The organism is Streptomyces sp. MMG1121 (genome assembly GCF_001280015.1).
Lineage (GTDB): Bacteria > Actinomycetota > Actinomycetes > Streptomycetales > Streptomycetaceae > Streptomyces.
This window is the reverse complement of the sequence record NZ_LGDV01000228.1, coordinates 1-12,710: the sequence shown is the minus strand read 5'-3', so window position 1 is coordinate 12,710 and position 12,710 is coordinate 1. Positions and strand designations below refer to the sequence as shown.

Genomic DNA, 12,710 nt, shown 5'->3' with positions numbered 1-12,710 from the left:
CTTACTTCTCCGCCGCCACCGCGAGATCCTCACCGGTCGCGAGACGGGAACGGCGATAGCCGTATACGAAGTAGAACACGAGCCCCACGGCCATCCAGACACCGAACACGACCCAGGTGACGGTCGACAGGCTGCCCATCATCCAGACGCAGAACCCGAAGCCCAGCGCGGGCATCACCGGCGACAGCGGCACGCGGAAGGTGCGCTTCATGTTCGGGCGCGTCCGGCGCAGCACCACGACCGCGATATTGACCAGGGCGAAGGCGAACAGCGTGCCGATGCTGGTGGCGTCGGCCAGCTGGCCCAGCGGGATCGCGGCGGCGAGGACACCGCAGAACAGGGAGACGATCACCGTGTTGGCACGTGGCGCGCCGGTCTTCGGGTGGACCTTGGCGAAGACCTTGGGCACCAGGCCGTCGCGGGCCATGGCGAACAGGATGCGGGTCTGGCCGTAGAGCACGGTCAGCACGACGCTCGCGATGGCGATGACGGCACAGGCGGCCAGCAGGGTGCCCCAGAAGCTCTGCCCGGTGACGTCCTTCATGATCTCGGCGAGCGCGGCCTCGGAGTCGTTGAACGTCCGCCACGGCTTGGCACCGACCGCGACGGCCGCGACCAGCACGTACAGGGTCGTCACGATGACCAGGGACAGCATGATCGCGCGGGGCAGGTCGCGCTGGGCGTTCTTGGCCTCCTCACCGGCGGTGGAGGCGGCGTCGAAGCCGATGTACGAGAAGAACAGCGTGGCTCCGGCCCCGCTGACGCCCGCCATGCCGAGCGGCATGAAGTGCGAGTAGTTGCCGGACTTGAAGCCCATGAAGCCGATCGCGCAGAACAGGATCAGCGCCGCGATCTTCACGCACACCATGATGGTGTTGGCCCGCGCCGACTCCTTGGCGCCGCCGAGCAGGAACACCATCGCCAGGATGACGACGATCAGGGCGGGCAGGTTGAAGATGCCGCCGTCGCCGGGCGGCGCGGACAGGGCGGTGGGGATGGTCACGCCTATCGTGCCGTCCAGCAGCTCGTTGAGGTACTCGCCCCAGCCGACGGCGACGGCGGCCACCGAGACGCCGTACTCCAGCAGCAGACACCAGCCGCAGACCCAGGCGATCAGCTCGCCCATCGTTGCGTATGCGTACGAGTACGAGGAGCCGGAGACCGGGATGGTGCCCGCCAGCTCGGCGTAGGACAGGGCCGAGAACAGCGCGGTGAGACCGGCGATCACGAAGGAGAGGGTGACGGCCGGGCCCGCCTTGGGGACGGCCTCGCCGAGGACGACGAAGATGCCGGTGCCGAGCGTGGCACCGATGCTGATCATGGTCAGCTGCCACAGCCCGAGGGAGCGCCGCAGCGAGCCTCCCTCACCCTGGCCGCCCTCTGCGACCAGGCGTTCCACGGGCTTGCGCCGCATGAGGCGCGCGGCGACACCCGGGGACGCGGGGGCGGTCGCTGGGCGGTCGTGCGGGGGTGCGCCTTGGTCGAGCACGCGCTGGCTCCTTAATCCTGCCGGTCATTGCGGACGGGGACCGGGGGCAGCCCACGAGGGCAGGAACCCACCGAGCGGGGTACCCGCCACGCCACGTACAGACGAGCACCCTATGAGGCAGGCATTCACGGGCGTAATGCAGCAACCTTGCGCGTCCCCGCATGATCATTGCGTTCATCGCACCGGAATGACAAATCGTTGCGCATGCCCTGCCGACCGTTGCACGGCAGCCCCACAGCCCCCTCCGCCCCCACAAGTGAAGGTGGCCCCTCCGGATACCCGGAGACGACCTCCGGATACGCCGACGGCCCCCGTCCCTCCCGGCGGGGGAAGGACAGAGGCCGTACGGGACGTCGGTGCCGTCAGCTCCAGCTGGCGTGCAGCGGCTTGCCCTCGGCGTAGCCGGCGGCGCTCTGGATGCCGACGATGGCCTTCTCGGCGAACTCCTCCAGGGAGCTCGCGCCGGCGTAGGTGCAGGAGGAGCGGACGCCCGCGATGATCGAGTCGATCAGGTCCTCGACGCCCGGGCGGGCCGGGTCGAGGAACATGCGGGAGGTGGAGATGCCCTCCTCGAACAGCGCCTTGCGGGCGCGGTCGTACGCCGACTCGTCGGAGGTGCGGTTGGCCACGGCGCGCGCGGAGGCCATGCCGAACGACTCCTTGTACAGGCGCCCGTTGGCGTCCTGCTGGAGGTCGCCCGGGGACTCGTAGGTGCCGGCGAACCAGGAGCCGACCATCACGTTGGACGCGCCGGCCGCAAGGGCCATGGCCACGTCGCGCGGGTGCCGGACACCGCCGTCGGCCCACACGTGCTTGCCGTACTTCTTCGCCTCGGCGGCGCACTCCAGGACCGCGGAGAACTGCGGCCGGCCCACGCCGGTCATCATCCGGGTGGTGCACATGGCGCCGGGGCCCACACCGACCTTGATGATGTCCGCGCCGGCGTCGATGAGGTCCTTGACGCCCTCGGCGGAGACGATGTTGCCCGCGGCGATCGGGACGTGCGGGTCGAGCGCGCGCACCACCTTGATCGCGCTGATCATCGACTCCTGGTGGCCGTGCGCGGTGTCGATGACGAGCGTGTCCACGCCCGCGTCGAGCAGCTGCTTGGCCTTGCCCGCGACGTCGCCGTTGATGCCGACGGCGGCGGCGATGCGCAGCTTGCCCTGCGCGTCGACGGCCGGGCTGTACAGCGTGGTGCGCAGGGCGCCCCTGCGGGTGAGGATGCCGGCCAGCTTGCCGTCCTTGTCGACGGCTGGGGCGTAGCGGCGGTTGTGCGCGTCGAGGGTGTTGAAGGCCTCGCGCGGGTCGATGTCGGCGTCCAGCAGGAGCAGGTCCTTGGACATCACGACTTCGAGCTGGGTGAAGCGGTCGACGCCGGTCAGGTCCGCGTCGGTGACGACACCGACGGGCCGGTGGTTCTCGTCCACGACGACACCGGCGTTGTGGGCGCGCTTGGGCAGCAGCGCGAGCGCGTCGGCGACCGTCTGGTGCGGGGCCAGCACGATCGGCGTGTCGAGCACCAGGTGGCGGCTCTTCACCCAGGAGACGACGTCGGTGACGACGTCGATGGGGATGTCCTGCGGGATGACCACGAGGCCACCGCGGCGGGCCACGGTCTCGGCCATGCGGCGGCCGGCGATGGCGGTCATGTTGGCGACGACGAGCGGGATGGTGGTGCCCGTGCCGTCCGGCGAGCTGAGGTCCACGCCCTGACGCGAACCGACCGCGGAGCGGCTCGGCACCATGAACACGTCGTCGTACGTCAGGTCGTACGCGGGCTGGATGTCATTGAGGAAACGCACGTGCTGCACATCCCAGTCGATCAGAGGTGACCCCCGGACAGGTGTGCCAGGGGGAAAGAGCACGTACTTCATTCTCCCATGTCGACGACCGTGTCACGCCCCCACAGAACCTCCAGGGCGACCGGCGATCACCTAGGACGATCCTCCAAGTCGCGATCCTTCCAGGGCCAGGGCGACGGCGAGCGAGGGCGTGCGGTCCATCGCCTCGGTGAACACGTCCTCCGCCGTGCGCCACTCGCCCGGGTCCGCCTCGGCGTACGCCCGCCAGTTCCGCACGACGATCAGCAGCCCCTGCTCGACGGCGTCCTCGGGCCAGACCGAGTGGTCGGAGAGGGAGTCCACGAGCGCGTCCCAGTTACGGCCGAACCAGTCGGGCAGCGCCAGTGCCCGGGCGGTCCGGTCCATCAGCCCGGCCTTGTCGGTGACACCGCCGAGGTCCAGGGTGACGACGAGCCGCCCTGTCAGGTCTGTCGGGTCTTGGCTCATCTCAGTACCGCCCGGAACGAGTTGTAGTGATCATCGGTGTAGTAGATCTCCCCACTCTGGCCGGTGACGATGCGCTGGGCCCCGCGGTCGCGTGCGCCGGGCGTCTTCACCGTGTACTCGTGGTACCAGCCGCGGCGGTGCCTCGGCAGATGCCCCTCGAAATTCCCGAACACGACGCCGTCCTTGGCGTACGGGAAGGGGCCGCCCTTGTCGATGAGAGCGAGCGTCCTGCGCGCCTCGGCAGGCAGCTGGGACTCTCCGACGGTGCCCATGCCGTGGGCCCACGCCGGGGCGGACACAGGCGTGCCCGAAGGACGCGGCCCCGTACTCGCCCCGGCGCTGGAACCGGCGCGCGTGGGCGACCCGGACGAGCATCCCGCGAGCAGGACGGCGAGGACGACGGCCAGCACCCCCGCGAGCGCGCGGGGAAGACGGCGGGGCTGCCTGAGCAGACGGGGGACGAACCGCGACACCATGCCGCCGATGCTGCCACGCCCACTTCCCTCACCCACCACCACGACCCGCCGGGACCACCGGGCCCCGTGCCGGGAAGCCGAGGAGCCGGGAGCCGACCACGAGGGGCCGCACGGCCCGTCCGACCGCGACCTGCCCCGCCGGGGGAGGAAGCTACGAGCCGGTGTCGCCCGGCCCACGAGGGCGGCGCCACGAGCGCCGCGGCCGCCCCCGAACCCACCGCAGAACCGGACCCGCCCCGCCCCGCAGACCGATCTCGACCACCGCCGAGCCGGCCTCGTTCTCGGCGCGAGGACGGTGTCGGGCCTCGGCAGAGTCGGGCGCGCCCCGACAGGGAGCGAGCCGCAGACTCGCCGGGACCCGACACCGTCCTCGCGCCGAGGTCCGACACCGTCCGCCCGAAGAACCACCTCGACCCGCGGCTCGGCCGACCACGACCCGCCGCGCCACCCGTCCGGGCCGGACGCCGCCGGGCCCGAAGCCGCCGGACCCAAGACGACCGCGCCCGGGCCCGGGGCCCCGGAGCCCGTCAGATCCCGTCGGGGTCCGCGCGGCTGAGCGCCGGCTTCGGGGTCGGTCCCGCCGTCATCAGGTAGTCCGCGGCCGAGGTGTCCGTGACCAGGCTGGTGACCAGCCCGGACCGGAGCACCGCGTCGATCGCGGACGCCTTGCGCTGCCCGCCCGCGATGGCTACGACCTCCGGGATACGGCGCAGCTGATCGGTCTTGACCGTGATGCACCGCTCCCCCAGGTCCCGCCCGATCCGGCGCCCCTCGGCGTCGAAGAGGTGCGCGGACATCTCGGCGGCGACACCGAGCGAGGCGTAGTGCGCCCGCTCCTCGTCACTGAGCATGTCGTGCACCGTCGAGATACCCGGCTCCCAGGAGCCGATGGAGACGCAGGCGACCGTGACCTTGTCGAAGTACTCGAAGGCCCGGGCGATCCCGGTCTGATTGCGCAGCGCCGCCGCGGTGGCCGCGTCCGGCAGCAGCATCGGCGCGTAGATGGGGTGCGCGTCCCCGCCCGACACCTGGGCGGCGCGGCGCACGGCCTCCACCGATCCGCGCTCGGCGGTCCCGGCGTCGTACACACCCGTCAGCTGCACCACCGTGCACGGCGGCAGCCGGTCGAGCGCCGCCGCCATGTGGATGGTGGACCGGCCCCAGGCCAGCCCCAGCACGTCCCCCTCGTTGACCAGCTCGCCGAGCAGGTCGGCGGCGACCTCGCCGAGGTTCTCCGGGTCGGGGGTCTCCTCGGCCTCGGCCGGAGACTCGACCACGACGGCATGCCTCAGGCCGTAGCGGGCGCGGAGCGCGTCGGAGCGCTCGGCGTCCAGCTCGGCCGGCACACGGATCTCGATACGTACGAGATCCCGTTCGAGGGCCGTCTCCAGGACCCGGGCCACCTTGAAGCGGCTGACGCCGAACTCCTCGGCGATCTGGATCTTGGACTTGCCCTCGAGGTAGAAGCGGCGGGCCATGGCCGCCGCCTGGACCAGCTCAGCGGGTCCCATCCGCATGGCTGACCGGCCCGCCGACATACCCGACACGGCGATCTCCTCACTGCTGTTCACACTCTGGATTCGCCGTTCATCCTTGCAGATTCGGGGCGACTGATCTGCCCTGATGGGCGCCGTTCACTTAACCGTTCATGTATCTGTGGCTCAGTGGTCGCATGCCCAGGACGCCTGGGCGGTCGCGGCCTCCGCCTGCGCCCGCAGGGCGCGGACCGCCTCCGCCGGGTCCTCGGCGCCGTACACCGCCGAGCCGGCCACGAAGACGTCCGCTCCCGCGTCCGCGCACCGCTCGATCGTCGAGGCCGAGACACCGCCGTCCACCTGGAGCCAGAGCTGAAGACCGTGCTTGCCGATCAGCTCCCGGGTGCGGCGGATCTTCGGCAGCATGATGTCCAGGAAGGCCTGTCCGCCGAAGCCGGGCTCGACCGTCATGATCAGCAGCATGTCGAGCTCCGGCAGCAGGTCCTCGAACGGCTCGATCGGTGTCGCCGGCTTGAGCGCCATGGAGGCGCGGGCGCCCTTGGCGCGGATCTCGCGGGCGAGGCGCACGGGAGCGGCGGCGGCCTCCACGTGGAAGGTGACGGACGAGGCGCCCGCCTCGACGTACTGAGGAGCCCAGCGGTCGGGGTCCTCGATCATCAGATGGCAGTCCAGCGGGGTGTCCGTCGCACGCGCCAGGGACTCCACGACCGGCACGCCGAGCGTGAGGTTGGGGACGAAGTGGTTGTCCATGACGTCGACATGGAGCCAGTCGGCGCCTTGGACCGCCTTGGCCTCCTCCGCGAGGCGGGCGAAGTCGGCGGACAGGATGCTGGGGTTGATCTGTGCCATGCCCCAAGACTGCCATGTCCTGGGCACGAATGTTCGCGCCCATCCACAGGCGACGCCGTTCATCGTACTTACGCTGCCGCCTGTGGATAACGCCCGACGGACCGCAGGACGGCCCGGGCCCGCCGGCTCAGCCGGTGCGACGGATGAGCGCCAGATACATCGCGTCGGTGCCGTGCAGATGCGGCCACAGCTGCACGTCCGGGCCCTCGCCGAGCGCCGGTACGCCGGGCAGCAGCGGCCGTGCGTCGACAAGTTCCGTCTCCGGGCGCTGCTTGAGCACGTCGGCGACGACCGCCCGGGTCTCGGCGAGGTGCGGGGAGCAGGTGGCGTACCCGACGATTCCACCGACGCGCACCGAGTCGAGCGCGGTGCGCAGCAGGGCACGCTGGAGCGGCGCGAAGTTCTCCAGGTCCTCCGGGCGCCGCCGCCAGCGGGCCTCGGGCCGCCTGCGCAGCGCGCCGAGCCCGGTGCACGGCACGTCCATCAGCACGCGGTCGAAGGTCCCGGGCTGCCACGGCGGCCGGGTGCCGTCGGCGGCGATGACCTGGTACGGCCCCGGGTTGCCCGCCAGCGCCTTGGCGACCAGCCCCGCCCGGTGCGGCTGCTTCTCGGAGGCGAGCAGCGCGGCTCCGCGCTCGGCGGCGAGGGCGGCCAGCAGCGCGGCCTTGCCACCGGGCCCTGCGCACCCGTCGAGCCACTTCGCGTCGGGCCCGTCGAGCGGAGCGTTGGCGAGGGCCAGCGCGACCAGCTGACTGCCCTCGTCCTGCACCCCGGCCCGCCCCTCGCGCACGGCTTCCACGGCCCCCGGTTCACCGCCCTCGGCGAGCCGCACGGCGTACGGCGACCAGCGGCCGGGCACCGCGGCCTCCTCGCGCAGCAGCTCCTCCGGGGTGGACCGCCCCGGCCGCGCGACCAGGGTCACCTCGGGCCGCTCGTTGTCGGCCTCCAGCAGGTCCTCGATCCCGGCCCGCCCGCCGCCGAGGGAGTCCCAGAGCGCGGAGACGACCCAGCGGGGATGCGAGTGCACGACGGCGAGGTGGTCCTCGGGATCCTCGTCGTAAGGCGGTGCGACCTTCTCCAGCCACCCGTCGAGATCGTTCTGAGCCACCTTCCTCAGCACGGCGTTGACGAACTTGGCCCGCCCGTCACCGAGCACCACCCGGGCCAGCTCGACGGAGGCGGACACGGCGGCGTGCGTCGGGATCCGGGTCCCGAGCAACTGGTGCGCACCGAGACTGAGCACATCGAGCACCGGCGGGTCGACCTCGCGCAACGGCCGGTCGATACAGGCGGCGATGACGGCGTCGTACGTCCCCTGCCGCCGCAGCGTGCCGTACACCAGCTCGGTGGCGAGGGCGGCGTCCCGGGCGTCGAAGGTGTCCGGCCCCTCCTTCTCCCGCGCCTTGCGCAGCAGTGGCGGCAACACGAGGTTGGCATACGCGTCCCGCTCGTCGACCGCACGCAACGCCTCGAAGGCAAGGACGCGGACAGGGTCCTTCTGCGGACGACGGTAGGGCTTGGCGGGCTTACGCGGCCGCCGGGACTGCTCACTCACGAAAAAGGTGCTCCGGATACGAAGAGAAGGTGCGGGCTCCAGCGTACGTCGGCGCGGCCTGGCGCCGGCTGTCCGGGCAGCGGCAGCGCCTTCGCTGTCCCCCCGTCCCGGCCTCAGCCCCCGAGCGTCTCGCCCTCGGCGATGCGCACCCCGCGGGCCCAGTCGGCCGCCCGCATCGGCTTCTTGCCCTGGGGCTGCACCCAGAGCAGCTCGACGGCGTACGAGCCGGTGCCCACGTGCACGCTGTTCTTGCCCACCGCCATCCCGCCCGGCGCGAGATCGGTCCGCTCGGGCACGGGCGTGACCTGGATCAGCTTGAGCCGCTCGCCGCGGAAGGTGGTCCAGGCGCCGGGCGCCGGCGTGCAGCCGCGCACGACCCGGTCGACGCGCAGCGCGGGAGCGGCCCAGTCCACGTGGGCGTTCTCGACGGAGATCTTCGGCGCGACGGTGATGCCGTCGGGCGGCTGCGGTACGGCCTTCAGGGTGCCGTCCTCGATACCGTCCATGGTCGCGGCGAGCAGCCCGGCACCGGCGAAGGCGAGCCGCGTGAGCAGATCGCCGCTGGTGTCGGTGGCCCGGACCTCCTCGGTGACGGTGCCGTAGACGGGTCCGGAGTCGAGCCCCTCCTCGATGAGGAAGGTGGAGGCACCGGTGATCTCGTCGCCCGCCATGATGGCGTGCTGCACGGGCGCTGCCCCGCGCCAGGCGGGCAGCAGCGAGAAGTGCAGGTTGACCCAGCCGTGCGCCGGGATGTCGAGGGCGACCCTGGGCAGCAGGGCGCCATAGGCGACGACCGGGCAGCAGTCCGGGGCGATCTCCGCCAGCCGCTCCAGGAACTCCGGGTCGCGCGGCTTGAGGGGCTTCAGCACCTCGATCCCGGCCTCCTCCGCCCGCTCGGCCACGGGCGACGCGACCAGCCTGCGCCCACGCCCGGCCGGCGCATCGGGCCGCGTGACGACGGCGGCCACCTCATGGCGCCCGGAGGCGATCAGAGCGTCCAGCGCGGGAACAGCGACCTCGGGGGTACCGGCGAAGACGAGCTTCATGGGCGGGATCGAGCCTCTCGGACGGGGATGAGCCGGGCAGCGCACCAGTCTATGACCACGGACGAAGGAAGAAAGGCCCGGCCGGACGAACGGACCGGGCGGCAGACGGAGGGACGCACGAGCAGGAGACCGGCACGCGCAGGGCACGCGCAGGGCACGCGCAGGGGCGGACGTCAGCGGCGGGCGAGCCCCACAGGTCGTCCCGGCTCCCGGCCGACCGACGGGTGGTGCGCGGGCGGGAGAACAAAGAACTCAAACCACCCGCGCCGCCAGCCAGGACCACCGGCGTACGCATATGCCCGTACGCCCCCACCCCGTGACCAGCGGAGCGCACACGCGTTGGTCAAGAAAGAGTTGACCACACCGGGCCGCTTTCGCGGCCCGATTCCTTTCAACGCCGGTTCGAGAGGCTTGTTCATGGCCGACCACGCAACCCACGACGCCCAGGCCCGGGCCAGCCTGCACTTGCTGGTGCGGGACATCGAGCGGGTCCGCCGGCAGGTGGACGCGCTGCGCACGCTCACCGCCCAGTTGGGCAACGTCTACCGCCCGCGCCGCTCCGGCCCGTCCACGGGCTTCGTCGTCTATGGACGCGCCCCCGCCCCGACGGTCCGCCTCGCCCAGGAACTCCGCGACAGCGTCGAAACCCTGGTCACGGCCGCCGTGGATTTCGACCGCTCACTCGGCTTCTCGTGGGACGCGGTGGGATCGGCGCTCGGAGTCACCAAGCAGGCGGTGCACCGCCGCTACGGCGCCCGCCGCGCCGCGGCCCAGGCGGCCACCGAGGCCGAGCGGACGCAGGATCCGTCCGGCGCACGCGCGCTCAACGCGACCCCCGTCCTGCCCCCGGTACCCACGGTCCCCGCGGCCCGCTCCATGCCCACCCAGCCGACCGCGGGCAGCCCCGCCCTGCGCGACGACGCCCGCTCGACGGCCTTCCCCGGCCCCCGCAACGGCTGACTTCCACCACCCAGCCCTCCCGGAAAGGCGTCCGGGAGGGCCGACGCACGAGCCCCCAGCGAACAGCCGTCCACTCCCCCGTGGGCCCTACTCAAACCGATCCGCCCTACTGACCTCGGCCGATATCCACGCGAATCAGCCGATGTCCAGCGGATCGACCCGCAACCGAACCGCCTCTCCGCTGCCGCTCCCCCTCGCCATACGCGCGGCCTGAGCGGTCTTCAGCGCGGCGGCCAGCGCCGCCCCGCTGCCCGGCGGTACCCGGACGAGCGCCCGTTCCCATTCCTCACCGGGCGGCGGCGCCCCGGGCCTGCGAGGCCGGCCGGGCAGCGTGGGCGGCACCGGTACCGGCCCCAGGATCTCGGCGTCGGAGGGCAGTTCGACCGACGTCAGGAACTCGGCGACAGCCACGGGCGTCCCCGACACGGCCGCCATCCGGGACACCGGCGGGAAGCCCAGCTCGGCCCGCTCGGCCAGTTCCCGCACCGCGTGCCCGACGGGGTCCCACCGCACCAGCGCCTGTACCGGCCGAAGGGTCGGCTCGGCCACCACGACCACGGTGCCCCTCTCGCTCTGCGGCCTGACCAGCGCGCCCGCCGCGATCCACCGCCGCAGCGCGTCCTCACCGGCCCGCAGGTCGGGCCGCACGAGCATGGCCCAGCCGTCCAGCAGCAGAGCCGCCGCATAGCCGCCTTCGGCGACGGGTTCGGCTCCCGGGGTGCTCACGACCAGCGCGGGTGTGCCCGGCACGGTGTCCAGGACATGCTCGCGCCCCGAGGTCCGCACGGGTACGGCGGGAAAGGCGCGCCCCAGCTCCTCGGCCGTACGCCGTGCCCCCACGACCTGGGCACGCAGCCGGAAGCCGCCGCACTCCGGGCAGTGCCAGGCACTCTCCTCGCGCCCGCACCAGTCGCACCGCAACACTTCCGCGTCCTGCCCTTGGAGCGGGCCGGAGCAGTGCCGGCAGCGCGCGGGCGCACGGCACTGGGCGCAGGCCATGCGGGGCACATAGCCACGCCGGGGCACCTGCACCAGCACCGGGCCGTGCCGCAGCCCCTCCCGGGCCACCTGCCAGGCGAGGGTCGGCAGCCGGGCGGCGCGGGCGGCCTCGTCGCGCGCGAGGTCGGTGTCTCCGACGGTCCGGACCAGGGGCGCGGCCCGCCGGACCTGCTCCCGGCCGGCGACCAGCGGCCGGGCCCAGCCGCTGTCCACCAGCTGGGCGGCCTCCACGGTGCAGCCGAATCCGCCGAGCAGGAACGCGCACTTGTCCAGGGCGGCGCGCAGCAGCAGCACGTCGCGCGCGTGCGGCTGCGGGGCGTGCTGCTCGCTGAGGTTGTCGTCGCCGTCGTCCCAGACGACGACGAGCCCGAGATCCCGCACGGGCGCGAACATGGCCGCCCGTGTTCCGACGACGGCCCGTACGGAGCCGCGTCGCACCGCGAGCCACTGCGCGTACCGCTTCTCAGGTCCCGCGTCGGCGGTGAGCAGCGCATGCCGGCCCTCGCCGAGCAACGCGGTGAGGGCGGCGTCGACCCGCGCGGCGTCCCGCCCGTCCGGTACGACGACGAGGGCGCCGCGACCCGAGGCGAGCGTGGCGGCGACGGCCCGGGCCAGTTCCTCGCTCCACAGGGGGCCCGGCAGCGTGTTCCAGACGGCCCGGGGCGCCCCGCCGGAGGCCAGCGCCTCGAGAAAGGCGGCACCGTGTTCGTACCGCGTCCAGGATCCGGAGTCCGGGGTGTCCGGCGGCGGCAGTGGTGCGGGGGACGGCCGTTGTTCGGCGCGTGCGCTGCGCGGCGGCACGGCCAGCTGGAGCACGTCGGCGAGGCTCCCGGCGTAGCGGTCGGCGACGGCCCGGGCGAGGCCCAGCAGTTCCTCGCTGAGCACCGGCTCCGGTGACACGACCTGGGCCAGTGCCGCCAGCGGGCCGGTGTAGTCGGTCTCGGCCCGGCGCTCGACGAGGAACCCGTCGATGAGCCCGCCGCCCTCGCGGCGCCCATCGCGCACCCGGTGCCGCCCGGCCCCGAACCGCACCCGCACCCGCACTCCGGGCTGGGCCTGCGCGTCCAGCTCCTCGGGCACCGCGTAGTCGAAGTACCGGTCGAGGTGCAGCACACCCTTGTCGACCAGCACCCGGGCGACGGGCAGTTCCCTGGCGAGCGCGGCCCCGCGCCAGGTGCGCGGCTTGGCGCGCGGGACCTTCGCCTTGCGCACGCTCTCCCGGATGAGCGCGAGCTGTTCCGGCGGCGCCCCTTCGGCCCCGCCGTCCCCCTCTGTCCGGGGCACCCCGTTCTCGCTGCTCACGCTTGCATTCTTACCAAACTGCACTGACAACGACCCCCGCCGCCCGGGCCATCGCGGACACGCCGAGGCCCGGCCCCCCGCAGGGAAGCCGGGCCTCGGCGAAAAAGGGAGCAGGATTACATGCCCACGGCCTTGCGCAGGGCGTCGACGCGGTCGGTGCGCTCCCAGGTGAAGTCGGGCAGCTCGCGGCCGAAGTGGCCGTAGGCCGCCGTCTGGGCGTAGATCGGGCGGAGCAGGTCGAGGTCAC

The 12,710-nt window shown here is 72.8% G+C and carries 11 protein-coding genes; 1 reads left to right on the top strand and 10 read right to left on the bottom strand.

Features of this window, described 5'->3' with window-relative positions:
- Position 1: 1 nt before the first annotated feature.
- The 8 genes from ADK64_RS35035 to fmt form a co-directional block, all read right to left on the bottom strand.
- Positions 2-1,489: an amino acid permease gene (locus ADK64_RS35035; RefSeq protein ID WP_053665927.1), complete on the bottom strand. Its 1,488-nt coding sequence runs from the start codon at positions 1,487-1,489 to the stop codon at positions 2-4.
- A gap of 362 nt (positions 1,490-1,851) precedes the next feature.
- On the bottom strand, positions 1,852-3,294 hold the full coding sequence (locus tag ADK64_RS35030; protein WP_053665955.1) for a GuaB1 family IMP dehydrogenase-related protein: 1,443 nt from the start codon (positions 3,292-3,294) through the stop codon (positions 1,852-1,854).
- Between the two features lie 132 nt (positions 3,295-3,426).
- Positions 3,427-3,780: a barstar family protein gene (locus tag ADK64_RS35025; protein ID WP_053665925.1), complete on the bottom strand. Its 354-nt coding sequence runs from the start codon at positions 3,778-3,780 to the stop codon at positions 3,427-3,429.
- The gene (locus ADK64_RS35020) at positions 3,777-4,256 is read right to left on the bottom strand and encodes a ribonuclease domain-containing protein (RefSeq protein ID WP_053665923.1); all 480 of its coding nucleotides are present in this window, start codon (positions 4,254-4,256) and stop codon (positions 3,777-3,779) included. The genes ADK64_RS35025 and ADK64_RS35020 overlap by 4 nt, the downstream gene beginning before the upstream one ends.
- Before the next feature lie 527 nt (positions 4,257-4,783).
- Complete coding sequence (locus tag ADK64_RS35015; RefSeq protein WP_053665921.1) at positions 4,784-5,827, bottom strand: sugar-binding transcriptional regulator; 1,044 nt, start codon at positions 5,825-5,827, stop codon at positions 4,784-4,786.
- 90 nt (positions 5,828-5,917) lie between these two features.
- A complete protein-coding gene (gene rpe / locus ADK64_RS35010) occupies positions 5,918-6,601 on the bottom strand; it encodes a ribulose-phosphate 3-epimerase (RefSeq protein ID WP_053665919.1) in 684 nt (227 codons plus the stop codon).
- Positions 6,602-6,728: 127 nt separating this feature from the next.
- On the bottom strand, positions 6,729-8,156 hold the full coding sequence (locus tag ADK64_RS35005) for an RsmB/NOP family class I SAM-dependent RNA methyltransferase (RefSeq protein WP_053665917.1): 1,428 nt from the start codon (positions 8,154-8,156) through the stop codon (positions 6,729-6,731).
- A 113-nt stretch (positions 8,157-8,269) separates the two neighbouring features.
- On the bottom strand, positions 8,270-9,202 hold the full coding sequence (gene fmt / locus ADK64_RS35000) for a methionyl-tRNA formyltransferase (RefSeq protein ID WP_053665915.1): 933 nt from the start codon (positions 9,200-9,202) through the stop codon (positions 8,270-8,272).
- A 417-nt stretch (positions 9,203-9,619) separates the two neighbouring features.
- Between fmt and ADK64_RS34995 the strand changes: the two genes are divergently transcribed.
- Positions 9,620-10,162, top strand: a complete 543-nt coding sequence (locus ADK64_RS34995) for a hypothetical protein (protein WP_053665913.1) — start codon at positions 9,620-9,622, stop codon at positions 10,160-10,162.
- A gap of 135 nt (positions 10,163-10,297) precedes the next feature.
- On the opposite strand, the gene ADK64_RS34990 is transcribed toward ADK64_RS34995, so the two are convergent.
- Positions 10,298-12,463 (bottom strand): primosomal protein N', encoded by a 2,166-nt coding sequence (locus tag ADK64_RS34990; protein ID WP_053665911.1) that lies wholly within the window; start codon positions 12,461-12,463, stop codon positions 10,298-10,300.
- Positions 12,464-12,579: 116 nt separating this feature from the next.
- The coding region (locus ADK64_RS45460; protein WP_159046402.1) for a methionine adenosyltransferase domain-containing protein at positions 12,580-12,710 on the bottom strand (131 nt) is incomplete at its 5' end.